Source organism: Eikenella exigua (genome assembly GCF_008805035.1).
Classification (GTDB): domain Bacteria; phylum Pseudomonadota; class Gammaproteobacteria; order Burkholderiales; family Neisseriaceae; genus Eikenella; species Eikenella exigua.
In genome coordinates, this window is record NZ_CP038018.1 from 1,323,902 (window position 1) to 1,347,386 (window position 23,485).

The window sequence follows — 23,485 nt, forward strand, 5'->3', positions numbered from 1 at the left end:
TTGGAAAAGATGTTTACCCATTCATTTCCCTGTTCGCTGGATACTGCACAAATAGACCGTATCCGTTATTGCCTATTCCCCGAAATCCGTATTCGCATTCCACAACAGCAAGAACTGTTTACGGCCGACCATGCCGACGACAAAACGGAAAAGCAGTCCACTCCCCAGCCTGCCGACTCTGTGCCGCAGCCCATCGCCGTGCCCGACATCATCAAAATCATGGATATTCAGCAGGAACAGCTTGCCCGCAGCATCGGCGGCGGCCACCGCGTCATCCACGGCGTGGCAGGCAGCGGCAAAACCCTGATTTTGCTGATGCGCTGCCAATACCTGGCCGAACAGTCCGACAAACCCGTTTTGGTGCTGTGCTACAACCGCGTATTAGCCGATAAATTACGTACCGCCGTGGCCGACAAAGGCTTGGCGGAAAAAGTGGAGGTGTGCAGCTTCCACCAATGGTGCGGCAAACTGCAAAAGGCATACGGGTTGGAGACGCCCGAGCGCTACCGCCATCTGCCCGGTTACGAACACGCCCCGCTGACCGTGCTGCAAGCCATGCACGACGGCACACTGCCCGGCGGCCGCTACGGCGCGGTGCTGATTGATGAAGGGCACGATTTCGAAGCCGACTGGCTGCGCCTGAGCGTGCATATGCTTGATGCCGAGAACGGCCATTTGCTGCTGCTCTACGACGATGCTCAGGCCATCTACAAAAAAAGTGGCGCAGGCTTGGGCTTTACCCTATCCAGCGTCGGCATCAAAGCCCAAGGCCGCACCACCATCCTGCGCCTGAACTACCGCAACACCAAAGAAATCATCGGCTTCGCCTACCTGTTTGCCCAAAACAAAATGCAGCCGCACGAAAGCGGCGAGGACGGCGTACCGCTGGTCGAGCCCGAAGCCGCAGGCGTAAACGGCATTTCGCCCTATATCAAAGAATGCTCCGACTGGCAGGGCGAGCTCGACTACCTTGCCCGCTGCCTCGACAAATGGCTCAAAGACCGCATTCCGCCGCAAGACATCGCCGTCATTTGCTACAACAAAGAACAATGCAACGACGTTGCCAAACTGTTGAAACAAAAAGGTATCCGCCACTCCCTGCATTACGGCGGTAGCAAAAAGGCCTACAATCCGCACGACAACGCTGTTGCCGTCTTTACTATGCACAGCAGCAAAGGCCTCGAATTCCAGCGCGTGATGCTTATGGGCATCTGTACCTTGAAGCATAAAGACGCAAACCAGGAAGCCGACAACACGCGCCTGCTCTACGTTGCCATGACCCGCGCCCAAAGCTACCTGATGATTACCCTTTCCGGCAGCGGCCTCTACCAAAGCCGCCTGCTCGACAGTTATCGGCAGTTCAAGCAGTTAAACGGCAACAATGCAGATTAAGGCTACCTGAAAGCAGTTTAAGGTTACTAACAAGCATGAATGCCCAACCCATGAAACTTTTCAGGTAGCCTCTAAGGCCGTCTGAAAACCTATTTAACCACCTAACACTGCCTGCAAGGCTACCTGAAACCATGACCACCACCGACTTCATCCAAATCATCGGCACTGCCGCCTTCACCGTGTCCGGCTACCTCGTCGGCTACAGCAAGCGGCTTGATGTGCTCGGCGTGGTCATCACCGCCTTGCTCACCGCCGTGGGCGGCGGCATGATGCGCGATGCGCTGGTAGGACATGTGCCGCAGGTGTTCCGGCACACCGACGCGCTGATTGTGGTATTCGCCACCCTCGCTATCGCCTGGCTGCTGCGCGTGCAGCGCTACCGCCGCACCCATCTTGCCGCCGCCTTCCTGATTGCCGATGCCATCGGCCTGGCCGCCTTCAGCATCACCGGTGCGCAAATCGGCATCGGCCTGCAATTAAACCTGTTCGGCGTGATCGTGCTCTCCTTTGTAACCGCCGTGGGCGGCGGCATTGCCCGCGATATTTTGGTGAACGACGTGCCCATCGTATTGCGTGCTGACCTCTACGGCAGCGTTGCCATCTTCATCGGCGGGCTGATGTATTTCCTCGCGCGGTTCGGCTGGATAAACGCCTTTACCCTGCATCTGCTGTTTGCCTCCGGCCTGTTTCTGCGGTTGGCTGCCTACCGCTTCCACTGGCAGCTTCCCGGCTTCCAGCCGCGTAGAAAATAGCGGCAAAAGGCCGTTTGAAAGATAGAATCTAGGTTTTCAGGTAGCCTCTGCCCAACCGGAAACCCTTACAAACCGATTAACCCTTCTTCAACAGAAAGACCCCTTATGACCTGGGAAACCGTAATCGGACTGGAAATCCACGTCCAACTCAACACAAAATCCAAAATTTTCAGCGGCGCATCGACTGCGTTCGGTGCGGAACCCAATGCACACGCCAGCGTGGTGGAATGCGCGCTGCCGGGCGTACTGCCGATAATGAACCGGGAAGTCGTTGAAAAAGCCATCAAATTGGGCTTGGCTTTGGATGCAAAAATCAATCAGAAAAACGTGTTCGACCGTAAAAACTACTTCTATCCTGATTTGCCAAAAGGCTATCAAATCAGCCAGTTGGATTTGCCGATTGTCGAACACGGCAAATTGGAAATCGTAGTCGGCGACGATGTGAAAACCATCAACGTAACCCGCGCGCACATGGAAGAAGATGCGGGCAAATCCGTGCACGAGGGCTTGAACGGCGCGACCGGTATTGACTTGAACCGTGCTGGCACGCCGCTGTTGGAAGTCGTATCCGAACCCGAAATGCGTTCCGCCGCCGAAGCCGTTGCCTACGCCAAAGCCTTACACAGCTTGGTAACCTGGCTGGACATCTGCGACGGCAATATGGCGGAAGGCTCGTTCCGCGTCGATGCCAACGTATCCGTGCGTCCGAAAGGTCAAGCGGAATTCGGCACGCGCCGCGAGATTAAAAACCTCAATTCCTTCCGTTTCTTAGAGCAGGCGATTAATTACGAAGTGGAAGCGCAAATCGAGATTTTGGAAGACGGCGGCAAAGTACAGCAGGCAACCATGCTGTTCGATCCGGAAAAAGGCGAAACCCGCGTGATGCGTTTGAAAGAAGACGCACATGACTACCGCTACTTCCCCGACCCTGATTTGCTGCCCGTCATCATTTCAGACGACCAGTTGCAAAAAGCCAAAGAAAAAATGCCCGAACTGCCGAAAGAAATGGCGGCACGTTTCGTGGCTGATTACGGCGTGTCCGACTACGACGCGCGTCTGCTCACCGCCAGCCGCATACAGGCTGCCTATTTTGAAGAAGCCGCCAAAGAGAGCGGACAAGGCAAGCTAACTGCCAACTGGATGAACGGCGAACTCGCCGCCACGCTGAACAAAGAAGGCATGGAGCTTGCCGACAGCCCGATTACCGCCCCGCGCCTCGCCGCACTGGTGGGCAAAATCGCCGACGGCACTTTAAGCAGCAAGTTAGCGAAAAAAGCCTTTGAAGCCATGTGGGCCGAGCCCGAAGCCACCATCGCTGAAATCATTGAAAAACACGGCTTACAACAGATGACCGATACCGGCGCGATTGAAGCCATGGTGGACGAAGTGCTGGCAAACAATGCCAAAGCCGTAGAGCAATTCAAATCCGGCAACGAAAAAGCCTTGAATGCGATTGTGGGACAAGTGATGAAGGCCAGCAAAGGCAAAGCGAATCCCGCGCAGGTGCAGGAGTTGGTTAGAGCGAAGTTGGCGTAAGGCACAGGCTACCTGAAAAGTTCGAGAATCAGCTTTCAGGTAGCCTGATCACACTGTCTGAAAGTTTGCCCGACTATACATACACTGTGTGAATAATAAGGTGCAGATTGCTTTCGCCTGCTAGAAAACAAGCTGCACTGTTTTCCCAATCAACCCGCGCTTAAGCAGGAATAGGCAACGGTTTTATCTTTGGAGATCTTTATGAAAATTACCAAAATCATAGTTTTATGGCTGGCGTTGGTCGGCAGTGCATGGGCAGCTGGTTTGGATGCATCGGATGCCGGCGAATACGTGCTACTGGATAAGAACCAGCACCCCACGCAGGTGCAGATGCGCTATTACCAGCGCGGCACGCAATGGATGATGGACGGGAAAAACGGCAACAGCCCATGGGCACCGGTGTGCCAAGGCTCAGGCGAATGCCGTTTGCAGACTTCTTCCGTGCAGAAAGTGCGCGAATGGAAAGCCTTGCTGCCGTCTGAACTCCGAGTTATGCCGATGGTGTGCATCCACAATCAAGCATTTGCGTTTTGCCGCATGAGCAAGCCCGATAACCCGAACATGCGCCTGTATTGGTGGTTTGCCTGGCGCAACGGACAAACTTATGCGCTGGGTGCAAACCGTACCCGCTGATGCGCATATCAATAAGCTCAGAGATTCTTGCCCAATATTGCCCGTACCGAAACCAATACCGGGCAGAACTGATTGACCTGACTACTGATTTTGTACGCACGGGAAACCATGTCATGTATAGCCTGAGTCCATACTGAAAAGCTACCTGAAAACACCTATCCGTTTTCAGGTAGCCTCCCCCATCCACAATCCGCTAGAATACGCCCCCAAGCCGCCGTCTCTTACGACGCAAGTCAAGGAAACACCATGAAAAAATATCTGATGCTGCCCCTTTTGCTGTTGCTGGCCGCCTGCGGCTTCCGCCTAGCCGGCAGTGACCCCGCACTCAACCCGCCCCTGCCCTACCAAACCTGGGCCGTACAAGGGCGCGAATTGCAGCAAAACATCGAAATCGAACTGCTGCGCCGCCATGCCAAGCTCGACAGCGCCTTTGCCGATGCCATCGTCAAAGTAACCGATATCCAAACCAATAAAAACATCCAAACCCTCAACCTCTCCGGCACAGTAACCGAATACCAGCTGGAGCTCAAAGTATCCGCCCAAGCTTGGCGCGGCGAAAAAGCCCTGGGCGAGCCGATGATGATTACCGTATACCGCACACTGGACTACAGCGACAGCGAAATCCTCGGTAAGCAAGAAGAAGAAGCCCAACTCTGGGCCGACATGCGCGTGGATGCTGCCCGCCAGCTCGTGCGCCGACTGGGCTACCTGAAAGCCGAATAATGGCCGCCATCAACACCGAACGCCTGCTGCCGCAGCTCAAACAGCCCCTGCAAGCGCTGTATGTGCTGCACGGCGAAGAAGCCCTGCTGCGGATAGAAGCCTTAGATGCCATCCGCGCCGCCGCCAAAAAGCAGGGCTACCTGAACCGCGAAAACCACACCCCCGACACCACCGCCGACTGGCAAGACCTCCTCGCCTCCGCCAACAGCATCGGCCTGTTTGCCGAACTCAAACTGCTCGAAATCCACCTGCCCGGCGGCAAGCCCGGCAAAGCCGGCGGCGAAGCTCTCGAACAACTGGCCGCCAACCTCCCGCCTGACACCGTAACCGTTATCCTCCTGCCCAAGCTCGAGCGCGCCCAAACCCAAGCCAAATGGTTTGCCGCCCTCAGCCGCAGCGGCACCGTGGTCGAAGCCAAAGCCGTTGATGCCCAAGCCCTGCCCGGCTGGATACGCAGCCGCCTCGCGCAGCATCATTTATCCATCGGCAACGAAGCGCTGGCCCTGTTTGCCGAGCGCGTGGAAGGCAACCTCTTGGCCGCCAAGCAGGAAATCGACAAACTCGCCCTGCTCCACCCTGCCGGCCACGAATTGGGCATTGCCGAAACCGAAGCTGCAGTGGCCGACGTAGCGCGCTTCGACGTATTCCAGCTTGCCGCTGCCTGGATGAGTGGCGAGCCCGCCCGCGTGGTGCGCCTGCTCGAAGGCCTAGAAGCCGACGGCGAAGAACCCGTGATGCTGCTGTGGATGCTGGCCGACGACATCCGCACCCTCATCCGCCTCACCGCCGCCCTCAAACAAGGGCAAACCGTAGCCCAAGTGCGCAACAGCCTGCGCCTGTGGGGCAGCAAACAGCAACTTGCCCCCCTAGCTGTGCGCCGCATCGCCACTCCGCGCCTCATCGCCGCCCTGCAAGAATGTGCCCGCATCGACCGCATCATCAAAGGCGCAGAAACCGGCGAAGCCTGGCCCGCCATCCGGCAGCTGCTGGTGGGTTTGGCCGGATAATGGGTATCGGTGCAATCCAGCATAATATATATTGCTTCCAATAGGGATTGAAACAAAGCGGCAAGTCGCAGACAATAAGAACGATACAGCAAGGCGAACCAAGACCGTATCGTTCCCCCCTAGGGCGACTATATTTTCAGGCAGCCTCCCGCACACTGTAGAGGCTACCTGAAAATACCCGCCAACAATATAGCAATCTAATCATGACTTTTTTCAAGCAAACCAAGAAGAAACCATGTCCCCTAAAACCAAGAAAATCCTCATCGGCGGCGCCCTTGCCATCGTCCTTCTAGGCTGGCGCGGCTACGATGCTGTTAAAACCGTGAAGCTGAAAGAGTTTGTAGAACACTACAATGTGTTCATCAACAATGAAAACCGCTTCCTCACCCACCTAAACGAACGCACCGATTTCGGCAGTGTGCCCGAAACTGTGATGATGCCGGTGCGGTATAGTGCTGGTTTTATGGCCAATTCCGACCGAGGCGGCTGCCACTCGATTCCTGATGATGCCCTGCTTGCCGAATGCACCAGTGCCTTTAGCGAATACCACAGAGTGCTGCAAGAAGTGGAAAAACAGGGGCTGGACGAAGCGCGGCTAAAACAGGTGGTTGAACGCGGCACCCGCACACACAGCATCATCACCCAAGTGGCCGCGAAGTTTCCGAGCCGGGTTCAAGTGCAGAGCAATTGATTGCGCGCCCAGACACCATAAAGGCTACCTGAAAAGTTTTCAGGTAGCCTTTACTATTTGCTACATATCAATATTCGCTCAACGGCTTATTCGGGTCGTATTGCGCCACTTCTTTCACAATCGCCTGCCCCACGCGCACGCCGTTGTCGGTGTGCGCCAAGGTCGGGCTGCCGTGCAGCTCCCAACCTTGTTGCAGGGCTTCGGTTACGCGGCGGCAGAACACGGAATCGTCTGTGCCGGTAAGCAAGCGGTAAACTTTCACTATCTCTCTCCTCTTAACTATAGCTGAAGCACATTTTCTCATACCAAGCAGTAAGCCGCAGACAGTACAACGCAATACGGCAAAACAAGCCAACGCAGTAGGAAGAAATACGTGTAACTATAGCAATAGCCGGCCATGAAACATTGCTGCAACCATAACCACAAACAGGCTGCCTAAAACTTCGCTACACTGCGCTTTACAGGTAGCCTCCGTTTTAAAACAGGCTATCCACCGGATTGCCACCGCCATCGCCTCCAGGCTGGCGCGGCTGGGGTTGCGGCACAGGTTTCACCGGCACCTCAATCGGTCGGATTTCGGTTTCCTGCTGCGGGGCAACCGGCTGAATCGGCACTTCTTCCTCAGCAGGGGTGGCCGGTGTAGCGCGGCGCGACGCGGCGGGGCGCTCTTGTGCCGGCTCGGATGCCTGGGAAGCGGCATTCATATCGGCAGCCGGTGGCAGGCTGTAGGTTTGGCCGGCCGCGGCTGATGCGCCGCTGGGCTGCCAAATTTCCACGCCCTGCTGCGGTGCGGAAGCATCGCCGGCGCTTGGCCCGAAATCAGATTTTTGTATCGTAAGCCAAGCCATGGCCACCAGCGCAAACACCACGATAAAGGCCACAATAAACGCTATCCACACAATGCGGCTAAACGTGCTGCGCTGCGGCTTTTTGGGAGAAGAAGGCATTTCTTTGCCGGTCATGAACTTTCCTTACAATTCAAAGATAAGCGTGTTTAGCGCACATTGCTGGGCACGAAGGTTTCATACAGCGTAACCACTTGCTGCACACCGGCGGTGGTACTCACGGTGTTGCTCACCAGCGCCTGCTCTTCGGGTGTGAGGATGCCCATCACATAAGTAACGCCGTTATACGTTACCACTTTCACATGGTTGGCCGACACGCCCTTGGTGCCGAGCAAAGTGGTGCGTACTTTGGAAGTAACCCACGAATCGTTGCTTACCTCGCCGAAGCCGCGTGCGCTGGTGGCTACCTGAATATAGTTGTAAATCTTCTCGGCATTGGGCTGGGCGCGAGCCACGCGCTCCACAAATGCCTTATCGGCCTCACTGGCCACCAAGCCCATCAACAGCACCTGGCGGTTGAAGCTCACCACGGAAAGCTTCGGCTCAAAGCCCTGCGTAGTGTTGTTGCTGCGCAGATGGGTGAGCGCCGTGTTTTGGATGCGCACTTCCATCACTTGGTCATCGGCCTGCGCGCCGGTACTGCGGCGGTCGGTGGCCGACATCACGCCGAATGCGCCCGCGCCCACCAGCGCGGTAACACAGCCGGAAAGCGGCAGCGGCAGCAGGCACAGCAACAGGAGGCGGAAACTTTTTTTCATGGTTTATTATCCTTTTGGGCGGAAATGGGGGAAGCGTTTATTCTTCAAACAAAGCGGTATCGATTTGATCGCACAGGGCGTGAATCAGCAGGATATGGATTTCTTGAATCCGCGCCGTGCGCTTATGTGGCACGTTGAGCAGCACATCGCCTTCTGCCAGCACACCGGCGATTTTGCCGCCGTCGCGCCCGGTGAGCGCCACCACGTTCATACCCTGCTCGCGGGCGGCGTCAATGGCAGCGAGTACATTACCGGAATTGCCAGAAGTGGAAATCGCCACCAGCACATCGCCCGGGCGGCCGAGTGCAGACACTTGGCGGGCAAAAATCTGCTCGAAGGCATAATCGTTGCCGATGGCGGTGAGCGCGGAAGTATCGGTGGTGAGCGCGATGGCGCCCAGCGGCATACGTTCTTTTTCAAAACGGCCGGTGAGCTCAGCGGCAAAATGCTGCGCATCCGCTGCCGAACCGCCGTTGCCGCACACCAAAATCTTGCCGTCGGCCATCAGTGAATCCAATAGCAACGCTGCCGCCCGCGCCGTCGGCTCGGCCAATTGTTCGGCACACTGCTGTTTGGCGGCAATGCTTTCCTGAAAATGCTGCAATACGCGTTGGGCGGCTGGGTTCATAAAGTCTACCTGAAAATAAAAAATGAAAACGTCGGCTATTGTAGCGGCATATGGTGGTTTGAACAATTGCTGGCAACGGGCAAGCGGGTAAAGGCTACCTGAAACATCGCCTGCAACACGGCTAAAACAAGCAGTGCCAGTTGCTGTCAAGCACAAAACACATCCGCATTTTCAGGTGGCCTTTACCACCTCGGGCGAGCAAAGCACCGTTTAGGCTTGCCGGTGTGGTCAATACCAACCTCACTGCAAACGCCAAAGGCTGCCTGAAAACCAGTAACGCAAGTTTCTGCAAAGCAAAAAAATCCAACCCTCTTTCAAGTAGCCTTGCGCCAGCACCGACTGCCGCTTCAATACCCGCCGATATTCTGCACCCACTGCGGCAGCTGGTTGCCTTCAATCAATATAGCATCGATACGGCAGGGTTTATTCGGCGCATTTTGCTGGAGCCAGCTTTCAGCGCTGCGGCTGAGTTTGGCCAGTTTGGCCGGGGTGATGCTCGCTGCCGCGCCGCCGAAGCTTTGGCTGCACCGCTGCCGCACTTCTACAAACAAATACACCCCGCCCTGCTCGGCAATGATATCGATTTCGCCATAGCGGCAATGCCAGTTGCGCGCGAGGATGCGGCAACCCTGTTTTTTCAGGTAGCCTGCGGCGGTATCTTCGGCAGCTTGGCCGGCGGCATGATTGAGGCGCATCGGTTTCCTTTCGTGCGATACGGCAAATCAACTTAACTTCCGCTACAGCCTTGTCCCGCCCTGTATCGAAAGCTAATTTAATTTGCTATAGTTTGCAGTATTCCAAATGCAATCATACCCGAAGACCATGTGGCAAAAAATATTGGATAAAGCGACCTCGCAAATTGAGCCGCAAACGTTGTATGTGGTGGCAACGCCCATCGGCAACCTGGCCGATATCACGCTGCGCGCACTGGCGGTGTTGCAACGGGCAGACTTGGTGTGCGCAGAAGACACGCGCGTGAGCCAGCAGCTGCTCTCGGCCTACGGCATCCGTGCCAAACTCGTGAGCGTGCGTGAACACAACGAGCGGCAAATGACCGACACCATCACCGCCGCGCTCGCTGCCGGGCAGGTGGTGGCGCAGATATCGGATGCGGGCACGCCGGCAGTGTGCGACCCCGGGGCACGGCTGGCCGCAGGCGTGCGGGCAGCCGGTTTTAAGGTAGTGCCGGTGGCCGGAGCCAGCGCAGTGATGGCGGCTTTGAGCGTGGCCGGGGTAACGCAGTCGGATTTTTATTTTGCCGGCTTTCTGCCGCCCAAAGCGGGCGAGCGGGCGCAATGGTTTGAGCGTTGGCGCGAAGTGCCCTATGCCGTGGCGATGTTTGAAACGCCGCACCGCATCGAGGCGGCACTCGCCCAAATGGCCGAAATCCTGCCCAACCGGCATTTGGTGCTGGCACGCGAAATCAGCAAAACGTTTGAAACCTTTATCAGCGGCAGCGTGGCCGAAGTGCTGGCTGCCGTGCGTGCCGATGCCAACCAGACGCGCGGCGAGATGGTGCTGGTGCTGCACCCGCCCGAAGCCGCCGCTGCCAACGAACTAAACGATCAGGCACGGCACATCATGAGCCTGCTCGCCGCCGAACTACCGCCGAAAAAAGCCGCCGCGCTGGCTGCGGAAATCAGCGGGGCGAATAAGAAGGCGCTGTATGAATGGGCAGTGGCACAGAAGCGGGAATAGAAACAACTGAACCACATAAAAGGCTACCTGAAAACGATTTACCGTTTTCAGGTAGCCTTTTGCCATGCCGGACTACCCTGCCCGCTAAGGCAAAATCTCAATTTCAGCCTGCGGTTTGACGTGGGCGTAAAGTTCGTCGATTTCGCCATCGGTTACAGCAATGCAGCCGTGGGTCCAATCGCGGCGCAGGTGTTGCGCGCCGATAAGGCCTAGGCCGTTGCGCAGGCCGTGGATTTTGATGTCACCGCCGGGGCTTTTGCCTTGTGCGGCGGCATGGGCGCGGTCGGCAGCATTGGGGTAGGAAACGCCGAGATTTTTATGGTGGCTGCTGTAGGGATTGCGGTCGTTGATGGTGTAGCGGCCTTCAGGGGTTTTGCCGTCGCCTTCAAATTGTTTGTGGCCAACCGGGCTAAAGCCGAGTGCGATGGGATAGGTTTTCAGCAGATTGCCTTGCGCGTCGTAGGCATCCATTTCACGCTCGGCTTTGCGCACAACGAGTTTGGCAATTTCGCTGCCCGGCGGCAGGGCGGGCTGTTGCAATAGGCTTTGCTGCCTGGGGCTGAGGCCGGCGCTGTTGCTGATGTTGGGCAGGCTGCCGGGTGGGTTGCTGCTGTGCCGTAGAAAAACATAGCCGCCGCCGAGCAGCAGAAGAATGGTGCCGAATAGGGCAAGTAGCGGTTTTTTATTCATGGGTTGGCATCTATCCGAGCTTCGTCGCAACTCGCGTGGCTCGTTTCCACTGAATTGAAGATTCGGTTTTCAGGTAGCCTTTAGGCTTCTCTGACCGCTTCGTAGTGGTAGTGCTCCAGATGGGCGCTGCTGAGATTTTGGATGAATTGGGCGGTTTGTTGCTCGTCTTTGGTGGGGAGGATGATTTGGCTTTGCACTGCCCAATCATACACCGGCTGATCAATCGGATAGGCGGTGAGCAGGCCGCTGAGGGCGTGTTACCGAATCCAGCGCTCTGCGTTTTCTTTACCGGAAAAACAGGCCGACACATTCCGGCTGCCGCTGCCCTGGAACACCCAAATCCGATTATCCGCCCGGCTCATGCCGCTGCCCCTTGGTTCAGCCGCTCGAACAGCGCGCCGTCTTTGCCGAATTCGGCCAGTGTGCCGCCTATATCGAACCAGACTTGCTGGTTTGCTTCGCCGCTGCCGTCCAGATGCCAGGCTGCCCAGCTATACACGCCTTGGAGCTCATGGGTGTGGCCGGCACCGGACACATGCAGGCAAAACTCAAAGGCCACGGCGGTGCGGTTTACAGCTATGGTTTCGGGATGGCTTTCGGAGCGGCACCAACGGTGAGCCAATCGGGCGGAGAGGTCACGGCAAAATCGAGCAGGCGGCTGTCGGCTATTTGTTCGTGCAAGATGCTTTCGATGCTGCTGCGGATTTCTGCACAGGGTTCGTCGGCAAACCATTGCAACATATGCCGGGTGTCGTCGAGGAGTTGGAAGTTGTCTTTCATGATTTTGAATCAGGTAGTTGTGGTTTCAGGTAGCCTCCACCCACCATGCTTTCTGCCACGAGGCTGGCACGTACTTCTGCCTAGGCGGCCGCGGCCAAAAGCAGGCCGGAGAGGATAACGATTTGCTTCAGTTTCATATGCTTTCCTTTCTATTAAATGAGATTGGACTACAGGGTGTTGAAGGCCATCAGCCAAAAAACGCTAACGAGCAGCAGTGCTACCAGCTGCGCGGCGGAGCCGGCATCTTTGGCGATTTTGGAGAGCGGGTGCAGCTCTGTGGAAATCCTGTCTACCACGGCTTCGATGGCGGTGTTGAACAGTTCCACAATCAGCGAGAGCAGCGATGCGCCCACCAGCAGCATGCGCACGGGCGTATCGAAATCGAAGCAGAATGCCAAGGGCAGCAGCACGGCGTGCAGCCACACCAGCTGGCGGAAGGCGGCTTCGTTGCGGTAGGCGGCGGCGAGGCCGTCGCAGGAATATTGGGCGGCGGCGATAAGGCGCGCGAGGCCGCGTTTGCCGGGTTTCATCGATGCTCCTTTTGATGTTGGCGGTTGGAATAAAGGCAATACCAAGCGGAGGCGAAAAACACCGCCTGGGCGATATTGAACGTTGCCCCGCCGATGCAGGCCGCTGCGGCAGATTGTGGAAACAGGCTGCACACGCCCGCCACCGCAGCGCCCACCGGCAAGGGGTTTGCCCATACCGAGGCACGCGGCAAGGCGGTTTGCCCGCGCACGGTTTGCACCAGCAGCACCAGCCAGCCCGCGGCCAGCAGCCCCGCCGAGGCAAACCAATGCACCGTCAGCATGGCATGAAACGCCCGAAATTGCGCCAGTAGCAGCAGATAGGCTTCAGGCGGGCTATGCAGCAGGGTTTGCGCGCTGATGCCCATATAATAAAAGCCCGCATGCCCCAAGGGCGAGAGTGCATAGCCTGCCGAGAGCAGGCACAACACCGCACCTGCCGCCCTGCCGCGCAGCAAACGGCGCACACCGAAAGCCGAAGCCAAATAAAATGGCAGGCTGAAAGTGGCGGGCAACACGCCCCAAAACAGCCGATGTGGCGATCCGGCCAGCATCAGCACTGCCAAATCCACATCGTCGCCCAGGCCTGCGGCCAGTGTGTGCGAAAACAGCGGATACTGCTCTGGCGACTGCACAAAGCCCACCAGCAGCATATCCGCCACTGTCCAACACAGCGCAGCCAACAGGCCGGGCAACAATAATGTGTGTGATTTGGTCATTTTGTGTACTCCGAATGAACTAAAAGCTACCTGAAAATGCAGCACAGCGGAATTTCTGCAAAGCTAAAACGTGGGCTTCAATGAAGCGAAACTACCGTGCGTTCCGTTCCACTGCGTCGATAAATTTAGCGGCTACGTCGAAGCCTTTTTGCTTGGTGATTTCTTGGAAACCGGTGGGGCTGGTGACGTTTACTTCAGTCAAATTTTCGCCAATCACGTCCAAACCCGCCAGCAAAATGCCGCGCCGCTTCAGCTCGGGGGCGAGGGTTTCGGCGATTTCGCGGTCGCGCTCGCTCAATTCCTGCGCCACGCCGCGCCCGCCTGCGGCCAGATTGCCGCGCGTTTCGCCCTGCTGCGGAATGCGGGCAAGGGCAAAGGGCACGACTTCGCCGTCAATCACGAGGATGCGTTTGTCGCCGTGCACGATTTCGGGGATGTAGCGTTGCGCCATGATGGTGCGCGTATCCAGCCGCATCAGGGTTTCGAGGATGCTGCCGATATTCGGGTCGCACTCGGTGAGGCGGAAAATGCCCATGCCGCCCATGCCGTCGAGCGGTTTCACGATGATGTCGCCGTGTTCGTCTAAAAAGGCGCGCACGTCGGCAGCTCGAGTGGAAACGAGGGTGGGCGCGGTGAATTGGGCGAAATTCAAAATGGCGAGTTTTTCGTTGAAGTCGCGCATGGCCTGCCCGCTGTTGAACACTTTTGCGCCCTGCTGTTCGGCGAGGGTGAGCAGTTGGGTGCTGTAGAGATATTGCATATCGAACGGCGGGTCGGTGCGCATAATCACGGCATCAAAATCGGCAAGCGCACGTTGTTCGGCTGAGGCTACCTGAAACCAGTTGTGGTCATGATCATCTTTCGCGCCGATGGATTGGAAAGGTGCGGCTTGGGCAACTACTTTGCCGTTTTGCACGGAGAGTTCGCCGGCAAGGGTGTGGTGCCATTTGTGCCCGCGCTTGGCGGCTTCGCGCATCATGGCGTAGGTGGTGTCTTTGTAGGTTTTGAAGGTGGCCAGCGGGTCGGCGATGAAGAGGATGTTCATGGCAGTCCTTTAAACAGGGGGGTGCGGGCGGTATGATAAACCAAAACCAGGCAACACACCCGATTGCACAAAATTGTGGCCATAAATCTGAGCTATAAACTCACGCCAACAATTGCCCGGCGGCAGCGGCAGGGCTATACTTCGCCCCCTTAATCCACCGCCACACACACCCGATAAGGAAACCACGGATGAATGCCATTGCCGACGTGCAAAGCAGCCCCGACCAACGCAATATGCCCATCAACCAAGTGGGCATCAAAGACCTGCACTTCCCGCTGCAAATCCAGGGCGCAGAAGGCGTGCAGCACACTATCGCCCGCATCGGCATGACCGTTGCCCTGCCTGCCTCGCAAAAAGGCACGCATATGTCGCGCTTTGTGGCGCTGATGGAAGAGCGGCAGCACCTGGTGCTCGATTTCACCAGCCTGTATCAGCTCACGCTCGATATGCTGGAGCGGCTCGATGCCCAAGCCGGCCGCATCAATATCAGCTTCCCCTTCTTCCGCAAAAAGGCCGCCCCCGTGAGCGGTATCACCTCGTTTCTCGACTACGCCGTCACCTGGCAAGGCGAAGTGTCAGCCAGCAGAGAATACAGCCACCAAATCAAAGTATTGGCTCCGGTTACCAGCCTATGCCCCTGCTCCAAGGAAATTTCGCAATACGGCGCGCACAACCAGCGCTCGCACGTTACCGTTACCCTCACCTGCCATAAACAGGAAGTTTCCATTGAAGAAATCATCGATTTGGTGGAAAACAAAGCCTCCTGCCAGCTCTACGGCCTGCTCAAACGCCCCGATGAGAAATACGTTACCGAGCACGCCTACGAAAACCCCAAATTCGTGGAAGACATGGTGCGCGACATCGCCGTGGCGCTGAAAAACGACCCACGCATCGACCGCTTCAGCGTGGAAAGCGAAAACTTCGAAAGCATCCACAACCATTCAGCCTATGCGCTGATTGAGTATCCTTGAAGTTAACAATATTGCCGTGCAACAAAAAGGCTACCTGAAAACGAGCCCGCAAGTTTCTGCGAAGCTAAAATTTTCAGGTAGCCTTTTGGCTGGGCTAAATAAAACTGCTCACTTCTTAAGCCAAGCCCGTTTCAGCATCAGCCACCAATCTTTCGCGCCGAGCATGGGGCGGCGGGTGAAGACGTTGTAGTAGTTTTCCTCCAGCTTGCGCAGGATGCTTTGCCCGCCGAGGATAATCAGGCGCAGCTCGAAGCCGATGCGGCCATGCAAAGTTTTGCCCAGCGGGGAGCCGGCTTTGAGCATTTTGTGGGCGCGCTGGCATTGGTGCGCCATCAGGCGTTGGAAGGCGGCATCGGCGCGGCCTTCGGCGATTTGCGCTTCGCTCACGCCGAATTTCTCTAAATCGTCTTGCGGCAGATAAACGCGGCCTTTCTGCCAATCCACGGCCACGTCTTGCCAGAAGTTGATGAGTTGCAGGGCGGTACAGATGCCGTCGCTTTGGGCGAAGCTGAGTGGATCGGTGTGCCCGTAGAGATGCAGCAGCAGCCGGCCGATCGGATTGGCACTGCGGCGGGCGTAATCCACCAGCTCGCCAAAGTGCTGATAGCGGGTTTTCACCACGTCTTGGCTGAAGGCGGAAAGCAAGTGGTAGAAAGGTTCAAGCGGAAGATTGAACGGCCGGATGGCTTCGCGCTCGAGCCGCTGCATCAATTCGCTGTGCGGGGTTTGCCCGGCGGCTAGGCGGTCGAGCTCGGCGCGCAGATTATCAAGCTGGCGCAGGCGCTCTTCGTTGGGCAAATCGCCTTCGTCGGCTATATCGTCGGCAGTGCGGGCGAACGCATAAATGGCGTGCACCGGTCGGCGCAGGCGGCGCGGTAAAACCAGCGAGCCGACGGGGAAATTTTCGTAGTGTCCGACTGACACGGTGTGTCCTTGTGTTTGTTAGAATATTCGGGTTGTTCCAAATAGGAAGGAAGCGAGGCAGCGAGCCACAGGCAGCACAGCTAAATGAACCAACGCCGTATCGTTCCTATTTGGGGCGACTATACTATAGTTTTCGGCAGCCTTTGCCATACTGTTTGCCTTTCTCAAAACAAAATGTTTTTAAATTGCTATATTTCAATTAACACTGCAACACCCTCGGGTGTATAATCCAAATATATTGGATTCAATAATTTTCCACCAGATAGGAGCCCACACGATGAAACCGATTTATCTTGCCGCCTTCCTACTCACCGCTTGCGCCGCCCATCCCAACCCTGCCGACAGCGCACCACCGCCCCCCGCTGGGCCAGACCGGCCTGCACCTGCCGCCACAGCACCAAGCGCACCCGCAGCAGAACTCTCTCGCCACGGCTGGCGCATCACCCGCATCGGCCGTCACGCCGCCAACGGATCGTTGGAGTTCAACGCCAACAATCGCGTGAACGCCTCGTTCGGCTGTAACTCCCTATCCGGCCACTTCAGCCACCAGGGCCAAAATCTGCAAATCGGCGAACTCGCCACCACTCTGATGCTCTGCCCGCCGAACGTTCAGGCGCAGGAAGAGCAACTCTCTGCCGCCTTTGCCCGCACCGCCGCCTACCGCATCAATGGCAACAGGCTGGAACTGCTCGACCGCAGGCAGCATGTTCTCCTGCAAGCCGAACCAATCCGCTCGGTACGTTAAGCCCCAATCAGGCTACCTGAAAATGGTTTTTCAGGTAGCCTGATTAACATAAGAAAAGATTAGTTAAATTCCCGCACATTGGCTATAATCTGTCTGTTGTTCCCCTTTTATTACTTTCTTAACCAGAAGGAGCATTCCATGCAGAAATTTACTCTTGCCGCCATCGCCACTCTGATGGCTGCTGCCCCCGCCTTCGCTGCACCTGCGCAGGCGGATAACTGGCTGCCCGAAGCACAAAGAATCAACCGCGAAATCGTGCGTCAACGGAGTGCCGATGCGCGAGAACTCCAGCTGTTCAACGGCAATCTGGCACAAAACCGCAGCCAAAACCACACCATCCGGCTCGAAGCCGGCAAATCCTACGTATTCTTTGCCGACTGCGACCGCCAATGCTCCAACATCGACCTCAAGCTGACCGATAGCAACGGCAAAACCATCAAAGAAGATAAAGACGACGACGATAACCCCGTCATCAACAGCGCTATTTCAACCAGCGGTACCTACACCCTCACCGCCAACATGACCAAATGCGAAGCCTCTTCCGGCTGTGCCTACAGTATCCAAGCCTTTGAAAACGGCCCTTGGCTGCCCGAAGCACAAAAAATCAACCACGATATAGTGCACAGAAAAGACGCCCAAGCTCGTCAAATCCATCTGTTTAGCGGCCGTGCTGCTAAAGAGCAAAACCAGAGCCACCAGGTACAGCTTACTGCCGGCAAATACTACAGCTTCTTCGCCGACTGCGACTACTCTTGCAGCGACATCGACCTGACCCTAAAATCAGCCAATGGCCGCGTGGTTAAAGAAAACAGCGACGACGATGATTTCCCCATGTTCGGCTGGCGTGCTAACCGCACCGGCAGCTACACCCTCACTGTTACCATGCCTAAATGCAGCACCGAACAATGCGAATACAGCAGCCAGGTATTCATGGGCACCAAACCCGTATTCAATCGCTGAACTCGAGTGCACTAAAGAAGGCTACCTGAAAACGAGCTCGCGAGTTTCTGCGAAGCTAAAATTTCAGGTAGCCTTTTGCCTTCCCTAACCCGTCCGAAAACACAAAGTACATAACCATAAACCAGTGATTTTAAAAATATAGGAAAGTAGAGCATTTCTCAAGTTTACATTATAATGCGTACACTTTTACTCATAATATAACCAAACAAAAGGAAGAAAGAAGCCCAGCAGCTCTACAAACAAGTTATTCAGGAGAAAGATCCCGGCGCCCGCCAAGCCAACCTGTTCCAAGGCAGCGCCAAATCAGGTGAAACCAAAAACCACCAGGTACAGCTTACCGCCGGCAAATATTACTCCTTCTTCGCCGCCTGTGACCTTGGCTGCAACAACATCGACCTGACCCTAAAATCAGCCGACGGCAGCATAATCAAAGCCGACACTGAAGAAGAAGACGCCCCTATGTTCGGCTTTCGCGCCACCCATACCGGCCGCTACACTTTGAGTGTAACCATCCCCGGCTGCCAAACTGCTGGCAGTTGTAAATACAGCAGCCAAGTATTTGTTGGCAGCCGCAACATATTCAACGATTAATTATGCCAAACCATGCAAACAGGCAGGCTGCAAGCTTGCCTGTTTTTTATTGCCTTGGCTCAGGCTGCCAAATGAAAGGCTACCTGAAACTTTCAGATATAGCTAAAGCAATTATTTCTTCATATGGTGTCGGCTCGCCTTACCGTACTCTTATACTATCTGCAGCTCGCCGCCTTGTAGGGGAAAATGCACTTCAGCCATAGCCCGTAAAAGAGGAAACCAAGCCCATCCGCTATAATCCGCCCCAACCTTGTGGAGGGATCCATCATACCCCAAACCATCGACACCATCCACGAAATCCGCATTGCCTAGCCCGAACCCTTTGAATACAGCCAAATCAGCAGCCAGCTTCGGCAAAAACCTCTGCATCAAAGGCACAGACGAATAGCAAGTTTGCCTCAGCGACCAATGGCAAATTGGCAACGTCCACTTCAAAATCAGCCAAGGCCGCCAGCCTTGCTGGAAACTCAACGAACGCTTCGGCGTACCAGACATCGCTGTCAAGTGCAGCACAATCTGCGCTGACTAGCAGCACTGCCTTTTCAGCCACCTGCACGACCGCATCGTCCCTCCCCGGCTGCGTCCTCAACGTAAGCTTTGACCTGCATGACTACTTTTTAAGCCTAGACATCGATACCGACCTGCACTCCCTGCCCGCCGTCTCCCACTTCGGCGAAGCCGAACCATGCCCGACACCCCAATACCGCCCGAGTTTGGGTAGAGCAGAAACTGGACGAATTTAATCCCAGAGCAGCCGAATAGGGTTTCAGGTAGCCTTCAATCCAAACACCATTAAGGATTACAGCCTACAGTTTCAGGTAGCCCGCACCACGAATGTAGAACCTACCCGCGAGGCTACCTGAAAATATAAACACCAGGCAAAACTGCCCGAACAGGAATAAAACCCCATGCCAAACACCAACCTTATCCGCACTTTCGCCCAAACCTTCGGCCTGCCTTACACGCCAGAATCGCAAAACCTGCCCGCCTTAGCCGACAAGCGCCACCTGCATTTAGGCAAGCTGGCGGATTTCTACTACCATTATAGACAGCACATGGCCGGGCGAAAATCCGTGTGCCGACTACTGGCTGGAAATGCAAACCTTGTTCCTGCAATGGCTGCCTTATGCGGGTTTGCCCGATATTTGGAACGATTGAGCGTTTGGCTGGAACAACAAGGTGAAACAATATTTGCCAATAGACGGCTGGCGCGAAAATGGGCGGTATTTGGCAACATGTTTGACGACTCGATACTGTTCGCCGATACCGCCGTGCCCGGCAGCCCCGTTTATTGGCTGATGACTGGACACGGCACCGTGGAAAACCGCCGCCTTGTTGCGCCATCCATGGCTGTTTTAATACAAACGCTGCTGGCAATACACCCGCTTCGAACAAGAGCGGCAGGGTTTGAAGCGGCATTTGGGGGCTAATGCGGCACGAACAATTTACTTTTCCCGACACATACGCCCGCATCCAATGAAGATTGGGATGGGAAAGGCTACCTGAAACTTTCAAGCAGCCTTTAACACAACCAACATTGCGGGTGCAACTTACGTTTACAGATAGCCCGTACTAACGTTGCAGGCGGATATAAAACCCACCCCTACAAATTTTCAGGAGCCATATCGGGCAGAGCGGCTTAGCATCACCCGATATAAGGCGGCAAGCCGCTACCCATTTATTCCGCCACCCGATGAACCCAACAAACAAACAGATTGTCTGCATTTCCCTGCCCCATCAACAAAACCGGCGTCATAATCTCCGTTCCAAGCTCAGGAACAGTGGTGTGGAAAGTATTTCCCACCCAAGAGCAAAAGGCAGGTTGGGTTTGACAAAAAGTTTGTCTTTATTATGGTTGGGTGGCAACAGCAGCAAATCACCCCGGCAGATTTCATCATAACCAATAGCCAGCAGGCACAGAAAATCCAATCTGTTCCGTGCCATCGTACACAGCATATCGGAGTCCGAACCAGAGCCAAGGTAAACGATGCTGGTTGCCACACACAGCCATAAAGATCGGCCAGCCCGAAGCAGCGGTACATAGTTTTAAGATGACGGCCAGGTAGCCAGCCATTTCATATATAGTAGAAATCCGAAGGGCATGGATAAAGTTTCAGGTAGCATCTAAATGCTAGCAGCAAGAGGTTACCTGAAAATTTTTCACGCCCTATTGCATGTCGGCAATTTCGAACACTTGGCGCAGATAGGCGAGGAAGGTATTGTTATCGCCCATGGTTTTGCCGGGACTGTCGGAGAGTTTGGCTACGGATTGACCGTTGCACTCCACCAGTTTGAGCACAATGTTCAAAGGCTTGTGCCCCATGTCGTTGGTCAGGTTGGTGCCGATGCCGAAGCTGGTTTTGAAGCGGTCTTTGAAGTATTGGTGCAGCGCCCAGGCTTTTTTCAAATCGAGGCCGTCGGAGAAAGTGAGCATTTTGGTACGGCTGTCGATTTTGAGCTTTTGGTAGTGGGCGTAGGCTTTTTCGCCCCACACATAGGGATCGCCGCTGTCGTGGCGCAGACCGTCGAAGAGTTTGGCAAAATAAAGGTCGAAATCGCGCAGGAAGGCATCCATGCCCACCACGTCGGTGAGCGCAATGCCGAGGTCGCCGCGGTATTCGCGCACCCAGCTTTCCAGTGCGGCTTTTTGGAAATCGCGCAGGCGCACGTCTAAAGCTTGGAAGGCTTGCATAAATTCGTGCGCCATGGTGCCGATGGGGATGAGGCCGAGTTTTTTGGCCAGATAAACGTTGCTGGTGCCGCGCAGGCAGCTGGGGGCGGCTTGGTTCAGCGTGTGCACCACGTGCTCCTGCCAAGCAAGGTTGTAGCGGCGGCGCGTGCCGAAATCGGATACAAGGAAGGGCGGCTCGCCTATCTGTTGGGCGGCGGCATAGCTGCGCAGCAAATCGGCCTTGGCCTGCAGGCGGCGTTCGCCTTCGGCCAACACTTCAGGGGTTTCGAGGCGGCGGAAGTAGAGCTCGTTCACAATCGCCAGCACGAAAATCTCGAAGAACATGGCTTGGATAATCGGCCCTTCCACTCGGATGCAGAGCCGGTTTTGCTCATCCACGGTCACTTGGATGAAGCGGCGTTTGAGCTGGAACAGCTCCAAATAATCCACAAAATCGCTTTTAATAAAGCGCAGACTACGCAGATAGTTGAGCTCATCGGGAGTGAAGCGCAGGGTGCACAGGGCATCGAGCTCGGCTTCCAGCTCGCTGCGGATCTCCACCAGCGGATACACGCATTCGTCTAGGTTGCGGCAGCGAAATTCATACACACCATGCGCCTGTGGAAACTGGTGCAATACCACTTGCAGCATAGTGAATTTATAGAGATCGGTGTCCAGCAAAGATTGGATGATGTGGCGTTGCATAGCTGCTCCGTGAGGTGGGTAAACAGAAAAGCAGGGAAGCTAGTTGAGCTTTGTCAGGCGCCGGTGCTTTCAGGTAGCCTGAAATGATTGCTAGCTTATGATTTTATTGCATTTAAACAAATTAAACCGAGCCGGCCGCGCATACGATATGCGGCGCAATCGGAATAATTGTGTGGCATTAAAACACGTTTTACCGCTTTCAGGTAGCCTGCCGCATCGGGCGGCGGCAGTTTCGGGTATCATGCCACCATTTATTGTCTTTACAACACACAAACCTATTTTCCCCAACGATTACCATGAAGAAACTCGCATTACTTTGCCTCCTGGCCGCCGCCGGCACTGCCGCCGCCAACAACACCCCGCTGCCCGATTTCTCACCTGTGGCCGCAGGCCAGCACGTTGTTATCAACATCCCACAGACGCGCCTTTTCCTGTATGAAAACGGCCAACTGAAAAACGTTTATCCCGTGGCGGTGGGCAAAAACCGCACCCGCACCCCGCTGGGCAACTACCACATCGGTTCCAAAGCCTACAACCCCACTTGGTCGATCCCCGCCAGCATCCGCCGCGAGCGTGCCGCCGCCGGCCTGCCTGAAATCAGCAGCATTCCGCCCGGTCCGAGCAACCCGCTGGGTCCGGTATTCGTGCGCTTGGGTCCGCCGCGCTTAGGCTTGGGCATCCACGGCACCAATGCCCCCGCCAGCGTGCCCGGCATCCGCAGCCACGGCTGCGTGCGCATGCACAGCAACAACGCCCTGCAATTTGCCCGCAACGTGCGCACCGGTGCCAGCGCCGCCGTGATCTACCAGCTGGCCAGCCTCAATGCCGATGCCAACAACCACCTCTGGCTCGCCGCCTATGCCGACCCCTATCAGCAGCGCAACCTGAACACCACCGCCCTGCGCCAAAGCATCGACGCCTGGTCGCAGGCCAACGGCCTCACCGCCAACCCCGCCCGCATCAACAGTGTTTTGCGCAGCCGTAACGGCCGCCTGGTGTGTATCACCTGCCAAAACGCCAATGCCCGCGTGCAAGGCAAATTGCAATCCGTGGCCTGGCAAAACGGCACAGCCGAATTGAGCCGCCCACAGGCCGTGGAAGCCTCCGAGCCCCAGCAGCCGGATGAAATCCTGCCAGAAGGCAGCGCCGTGGAAGCGCTCACCGACGGTGCCGGCAGCACTGAAACCCCGATTCCCACCAGCACCCGCCCTGCCCCGCACCGCCGCACCGAGCCGCGCGAGCGGCCCCTGCCCGCTACGCCCGTGCAGCCGCAGGATATTCCGCTGTCGGATACCTTGCTGTAAGCCAAATAGAAACCTGCCGTTTTTTAAGAACGGCAGGTTTCTGGTTTCAGGTAGCCTTCAGCTGCTAAGCAGGCTACCTGAAAACATTAGCCCCACCGTAAACTAAAACCACCGCCTCCCCATCCATCCGAGCCATCTCCCCAAGCCAAACCATTCATAACCAGCTATAATCTCGCCTACACACTTTTGG

The 23,485-nt window shown here is 56.0% G+C and carries 29 protein-coding genes and 1 pseudogene; 14 read left to right on the forward strand and 16 right to left on the reverse strand.

The window, feature by feature from the left end; genetic code table 11:
• Positions 1-9 precede the first annotated feature (9 nt).
• The 7 genes from EZJ17_RS06885 to EZJ17_RS06915 all read left to right on the forward strand — a co-directional run bounded on the left by EZJ17_RS06885 (position 10) and on the right by EZJ17_RS06915 (position 6,734).
• Positions 10-1,392: a DEAD/DEAH box helicase gene (locus EZJ17_RS06885; protein ID WP_231868133.1), complete on the forward strand. Its 1,383-nt coding sequence runs from the start codon at positions 10-12 to the stop codon at positions 1,390-1,392.
• Between the two features lie 131 nt (positions 1,393-1,523).
• On the forward strand, positions 1,524-2,144 hold the full coding sequence (locus EZJ17_RS06890; RefSeq protein WP_067441219.1) for a trimeric intracellular cation channel family protein: 621 nt from the start codon (positions 1,524-1,526) through the stop codon (positions 2,142-2,144).
• Between the two features lie 105 nt (positions 2,145-2,249).
• Positions 2,250-3,680, forward strand: a complete 1,431-nt coding sequence (gatB, locus tag EZJ17_RS06895) for an Asp-tRNA(Asn)/Glu-tRNA(Gln) amidotransferase subunit GatB (RefSeq protein ID WP_067441222.1) — start codon at positions 2,250-2,252, stop codon at positions 3,678-3,680.
• Positions 3,681-3,881: 201 nt separating this feature from the next.
• Positions 3,882-4,313: a hypothetical protein gene (locus EZJ17_RS06900; RefSeq protein ID WP_067441224.1), complete on the forward strand. Its 432-nt coding sequence runs from the start codon at positions 3,882-3,884 to the stop codon at positions 4,311-4,313.
• Between the two features lie 246 nt (positions 4,314-4,559).
• The gene (locus EZJ17_RS06905; protein WP_067441227.1) at positions 4,560-5,036 is read left to right on the forward strand and encodes an LPS-assembly lipoprotein LptE; all 477 of its coding nucleotides are present in this window, start codon (positions 4,560-4,562) and stop codon (positions 5,034-5,036) included.
• Positions 5,036-6,043, forward strand: a complete 1,008-nt coding sequence (gene holA / locus EZJ17_RS06910; protein ID WP_067441230.1) for a DNA polymerase III subunit delta — start codon at positions 5,036-5,038, stop codon at positions 6,041-6,043. Before EZJ17_RS06905 ends, holA begins: the two co-directional genes overlap by 1 nt.
• Before the next feature lie 235 nt (positions 6,044-6,278).
• Entirely contained in the window at positions 6,279-6,734 is a 456-nt protein-coding gene (locus tag EZJ17_RS06915; RefSeq protein ID WP_067441239.1) for an SH2 domain-containing protein, read from the forward strand.
• A 67-nt stretch (positions 6,735-6,801) separates the two neighbouring features.
• Here EZJ17_RS06915 and EZJ17_RS06920 read toward each other — a convergent pair whose 3' ends face one another.
• The 5 genes from EZJ17_RS06920 to EZJ17_RS06940 form a co-directional block, all read right to left on the reverse strand.
• Positions 6,802-6,996 carry a DUF1737 domain-containing protein gene (locus tag EZJ17_RS06920; protein WP_067441242.1) on the reverse strand — a complete coding sequence of 65 codons (195 nt, stop codon included), beginning with the start codon at positions 6,994-6,996 and terminating at the stop codon, positions 6,802-6,804.
• A 214-nt stretch (positions 6,997-7,210) separates the two neighbouring features.
• Positions 7,211-7,696, reverse strand: a complete 486-nt coding sequence (locus tag EZJ17_RS06925) for a hypothetical protein (RefSeq protein ID WP_067441245.1) — start codon at positions 7,694-7,696, stop codon at positions 7,211-7,213.
• A gap of 32 nt (positions 7,697-7,728) precedes the next feature.
• Positions 7,729-8,337 (reverse strand): BON domain-containing protein, encoded by a 609-nt coding sequence (locus EZJ17_RS06930; RefSeq protein WP_067441247.1) that lies wholly within the window; start codon positions 8,335-8,337, stop codon positions 7,729-7,731.
• Positions 8,338-8,374: 37 nt separating this feature from the next.
• On the reverse strand, positions 8,375-8,965 hold the full coding sequence (locus tag EZJ17_RS06935; RefSeq protein WP_067441249.1) for a phosphoheptose isomerase: 591 nt from the start codon (positions 8,963-8,965) through the stop codon (positions 8,375-8,377).
• A gap of 347 nt (positions 8,966-9,312) precedes the next feature.
• Positions 9,313-9,660, reverse strand: coding sequence for a YraN family protein (locus EZJ17_RS06940; protein WP_067441253.1), 348 nt, complete (start codon positions 9,658-9,660; stop codon positions 9,313-9,315).
• A 127-nt stretch (positions 9,661-9,787) separates the two neighbouring features.
• On the opposite strand from EZJ17_RS06940, the gene rsmI reads away from it, so the two are divergent.
• Complete coding sequence (gene rsmI, locus EZJ17_RS06945) at positions 9,788-10,663, forward strand: 16S rRNA (cytidine(1402)-2'-O)-methyltransferase (protein ID WP_067444017.1); 876 nt, start codon at positions 9,788-9,790, stop codon at positions 10,661-10,663.
• Positions 10,664-10,747: 84 nt separating this feature from the next.
• On the opposite strand, the gene EZJ17_RS06950 is transcribed toward rsmI, so the two are convergent.
• The 7 genes and pseudogenes from EZJ17_RS06950 to gshB all read right to left on the reverse strand — a co-directional run bounded on the left by EZJ17_RS06950 (position 10,748) and on the right by gshB (position 14,424).
• Positions 10,748-11,353: a L,D-transpeptidase family protein gene (locus EZJ17_RS06950; protein WP_067441257.1), complete on the reverse strand. Its 606-nt coding sequence runs from the start codon at positions 11,351-11,353 to the stop codon at positions 10,748-10,750.
• Between the two features lie 80 nt (positions 11,354-11,433).
• A pseudogene (locus tag EZJ17_RS10955) lies at positions 11,434-11,715 on the reverse strand (DUF7710 domain-containing protein).
• Entirely contained in the window at positions 11,712-11,975 is a 264-nt protein-coding gene (locus tag EZJ17_RS06960; protein WP_167508177.1) for a hypothetical protein, read from the reverse strand. Before EZJ17_RS06960 ends, EZJ17_RS10955 begins: the two are co-directional and overlap by 4 nt.
• Positions 11,930-12,133: a hypothetical protein gene (locus tag EZJ17_RS06965; protein WP_067441263.1), complete on the reverse strand. Its 204-nt coding sequence runs from the start codon at positions 12,131-12,133 to the stop codon at positions 11,930-11,932. The genes EZJ17_RS06960 and EZJ17_RS06965 overlap by 46 nt, the downstream gene beginning before the upstream one ends.
• A gap of 167 nt (positions 12,134-12,300) precedes the next feature.
• Positions 12,301-12,663 (reverse strand): diacylglycerol kinase, encoded by a 363-nt coding sequence (locus tag EZJ17_RS06970; RefSeq protein ID WP_082886521.1) that lies wholly within the window; start codon positions 12,661-12,663, stop codon positions 12,301-12,303.
• Positions 12,660-13,379 (reverse strand): DUF6796 family protein, encoded by a 720-nt coding sequence (locus tag EZJ17_RS06975; RefSeq protein ID WP_067441269.1) that lies wholly within the window; start codon positions 13,377-13,379, stop codon positions 12,660-12,662. The genes EZJ17_RS06970 and EZJ17_RS06975 overlap by 4 nt, the downstream gene beginning before the upstream one ends.
• Positions 13,380-13,470: 91 nt before the next feature.
• On the reverse strand, positions 13,471-14,424 hold the full coding sequence (gshB, locus tag EZJ17_RS06980; protein WP_067441272.1) for a glutathione synthase: 954 nt from the start codon (positions 14,422-14,424) through the stop codon (positions 13,471-13,473).
• 188 nt (positions 14,425-14,612) lie between these two features.
• On the opposite strand from gshB, the gene folE2 reads away from it, so the two are divergent.
• Positions 14,613-15,395 (forward strand): GTP cyclohydrolase FolE2, encoded by a 783-nt coding sequence (gene folE2 / locus EZJ17_RS06985; RefSeq protein ID WP_067441279.1) that lies wholly within the window; start codon positions 14,613-14,615, stop codon positions 15,393-15,395.
• Between the two features lie 108 nt (positions 15,396-15,503).
• On the opposite strand, the gene hpnC is transcribed toward folE2, so the two are convergent.
• Complete coding sequence (hpnC, locus tag EZJ17_RS06990) at positions 15,504-16,319, reverse strand: squalene synthase HpnC (protein ID WP_067441282.1); 816 nt, start codon at positions 16,317-16,319, stop codon at positions 15,504-15,506.
• Positions 16,320-16,596: 277 nt separating this feature from the next.
• On the opposite strand from hpnC, the gene EZJ17_RS06995 reads away from it, so the two are divergent.
• The 3 genes from EZJ17_RS06995 to EZJ17_RS10810 all read left to right on the forward strand — a co-directional run bounded on the left by EZJ17_RS06995 (position 16,597) and on the right by EZJ17_RS10810 (position 18,615).
• Entirely contained in the window at positions 16,597-17,064 is a 468-nt protein-coding gene (locus EZJ17_RS06995; RefSeq protein ID WP_151086339.1) for an META domain-containing protein, read from the forward strand.
• 138 nt (positions 17,065-17,202) lie between these two features.
• Positions 17,203-18,024, forward strand: a complete 822-nt coding sequence (locus EZJ17_RS07000; protein ID WP_082886523.1) for a hypothetical protein — start codon at positions 17,203-17,205, stop codon at positions 18,022-18,024.
• A 459-nt stretch (positions 18,025-18,483) separates the two neighbouring features.
• Positions 18,484-18,615 (forward strand): hypothetical protein, encoded by a 132-nt coding sequence (locus EZJ17_RS10810; protein ID WP_255361767.1) that lies wholly within the window; start codon positions 18,484-18,486, stop codon positions 18,613-18,615.
• Positions 18,616-18,952: 337 nt separating this feature from the next.
• Here the strand turns inward: EZJ17_RS10810 and EZJ17_RS10960 are convergent, their stop codons facing one another.
• The gene (locus tag EZJ17_RS10960) at positions 18,953-19,171 is read right to left on the reverse strand and encodes a hypothetical protein (protein WP_151086340.1); all 219 of its coding nucleotides are present in this window, start codon (positions 19,169-19,171) and stop codon (positions 18,953-18,955) included.
• Positions 19,172-19,523: 352 nt separating this feature from the next.
• On the opposite strand from EZJ17_RS10960, the gene EZJ17_RS07015 reads away from it, so the two are divergent.
• Entirely contained in the window at positions 19,524-20,045 is a 522-nt protein-coding gene (locus tag EZJ17_RS07015) for a hypothetical protein (protein ID WP_231868046.1), read from the forward strand.
• 322 nt (positions 20,046-20,367) lie between these two features.
• Here EZJ17_RS07015 and EZJ17_RS07020 read toward each other — a convergent pair whose 3' ends face one another.
• Together EZJ17_RS07020 and pncB are read right to left on the reverse strand one after the other, a co-directional pair.
• The gene (locus EZJ17_RS07020) at positions 20,368-20,616 is read right to left on the reverse strand and encodes a hypothetical protein (RefSeq protein WP_151086342.1); all 249 of its coding nucleotides are present in this window, start codon (positions 20,614-20,616) and stop codon (positions 20,368-20,370) included.
• A 166-nt stretch (positions 20,617-20,782) separates the two neighbouring features.
• Positions 20,783-21,991 (reverse strand): nicotinate phosphoribosyltransferase, encoded by a 1,209-nt coding sequence (pncB, locus tag EZJ17_RS07025; RefSeq protein ID WP_067441291.1) that lies wholly within the window; start codon positions 21,989-21,991, stop codon positions 20,783-20,785.
• 296 nt (positions 21,992-22,287) lie between these two features.
• Here pncB and EZJ17_RS07030 point away from each other — a divergent pair, with 296 nt between their 5' ends.
• The gene (locus tag EZJ17_RS07030) at positions 22,288-23,295 is read left to right on the forward strand and encodes a L,D-transpeptidase (RefSeq protein WP_067444027.1); all 1,008 of its coding nucleotides are present in this window, start codon (positions 22,288-22,290) and stop codon (positions 23,293-23,295) included.
• Positions 23,296-23,485: the final 190 nt, after the last annotated feature.

Bases quoted from the DNA above. Each gene is read 5' to 3' on its own strand.
- EZJ17_RS06885 (WP_231868133.1), top strand. From the start codon at position 10: ATGTTTACCCATTCATTTCCCTGTTCGCTGGATACTGCACAAATAGAC.
- EZJ17_RS06890 (WP_067441219.1), top strand. From the start codon at position 1,524: ATGACCACCACCGACTTCATCCAAATCATCGGCACTGCCGCCTTCACC.
- gatB (WP_067441222.1), top strand. From the start codon at position 2,250: ATGACCTGGGAAACCGTAATCGGACTGGAAATCCACGTCCAACTCAAC.
- EZJ17_RS06900 (WP_067441224.1), top strand. From the start codon at position 3,882: ATGAAAATTACCAAAATCATAGTTTTATGGCTGGCGTTGGTCGGCAGT.
- EZJ17_RS06905 (WP_067441227.1), top strand. From the start codon at position 4,560: ATGAAAAAATATCTGATGCTGCCCCTTTTGCTGTTGCTGGCCGCCTGC.
- holA (WP_067441230.1), top strand. From the start codon at position 5,036: ATGGCCGCCATCAACACCGAACGCCTGCTGCCGCAGCTCAAACAGCCC.
- EZJ17_RS06915 (WP_067441239.1), top strand. From the start codon at position 6,279: ATGTCCCCTAAAACCAAGAAAATCCTCATCGGCGGCGCCCTTGCCATC.
- EZJ17_RS06925 (WP_067441245.1), bottom strand. From the start codon at position 7,696: ATGACCGGCAAAGAAATGCCTTCTTCTCCCAAAAAGCCGCAGCGCAGC.
- EZJ17_RS06930 (WP_067441247.1), bottom strand. From the start codon at position 8,337: ATGAAAAAAAGTTTCCGCCTCCTGTTGCTGTGCCTGCTGCCGCTGCCG.
- EZJ17_RS06935 (WP_067441249.1), bottom strand. From the start codon at position 8,965: ATGAACCCAGCCGCCCAACGCGTATTGCAGCATTTTCAGGAAAGCATT.
- EZJ17_RS06940 (WP_067441253.1), bottom strand. From the start codon at position 9,660: ATGCGCCTCAATCATGCCGCCGGCCAAGCTGCCGAAGATACCGCCGCA.
- rsmI (WP_067444017.1), top strand. From the start codon at position 9,788: ATGTGGCAAAAAATATTGGATAAAGCGACCTCGCAAATTGAGCCGCAA.
- EZJ17_RS06950 (WP_067441257.1), bottom strand. From the start codon at position 11,353: ATGAATAAAAAACCGCTACTTGCCCTATTCGGCACCATTCTTCTGCTG.
- EZJ17_RS06965 (WP_067441263.1), bottom strand. From the start codon at position 12,133: ATGAAAGACAACTTCCAACTCCTCGACGACACCCGGCATATGTTGCAA.
- EZJ17_RS06970 (WP_082886521.1), bottom strand. From the start codon at position 12,663: ATGAAACCCGGCAAACGCGGCCTCGCGCGCCTTATCGCCGCCGCCCAA.
- EZJ17_RS06975 (WP_067441269.1), bottom strand. From the start codon at position 13,379: ATGACCAAATCACACACATTATTGTTGCCCGGCCTGTTGGCTGCGCTG.
- gshB (WP_067441272.1), bottom strand. From the start codon at position 14,424: ATGAACATCCTCTTCATCGCCGACCCGCTGGCCACCTTCAAAACCTAC.
- folE2 (WP_067441279.1), top strand. From the start codon at position 14,613: ATGAATGCCATTGCCGACGTGCAAAGCAGCCCCGACCAACGCAATATG.
- EZJ17_RS06995 (WP_151086339.1), top strand. From the start codon at position 16,597: ATGAAACCGATTTATCTTGCCGCCTTCCTACTCACCGCTTGCGCCGCC.
- EZJ17_RS07000 (WP_082886523.1), top strand. From the start codon at position 17,203: ATGCAGAAATTTACTCTTGCCGCCATCGCCACTCTGATGGCTGCTGCC.
- EZJ17_RS10810 (WP_255361767.1), top strand. From the start codon at position 18,484: ATGTTCGGCTTTCGCGCCACCCATACCGGCCGCTACACTTTGAGTGTA.
- EZJ17_RS07015 (WP_231868046.1), top strand. From the start codon at position 19,524: ATGCCAAACACCAACCTTATCCGCACTTTCGCCCAAACCTTCGGCCTG.
- pncB (WP_067441291.1), bottom strand. From the start codon at position 21,991: ATGCAACGCCACATCATCCAATCTTTGCTGGACACCGATCTCTATAAA.
- EZJ17_RS07030 (WP_067444027.1), top strand. From the start codon at position 22,288: ATGAAGAAACTCGCATTACTTTGCCTCCTGGCCGCCGCCGGCACTGCC.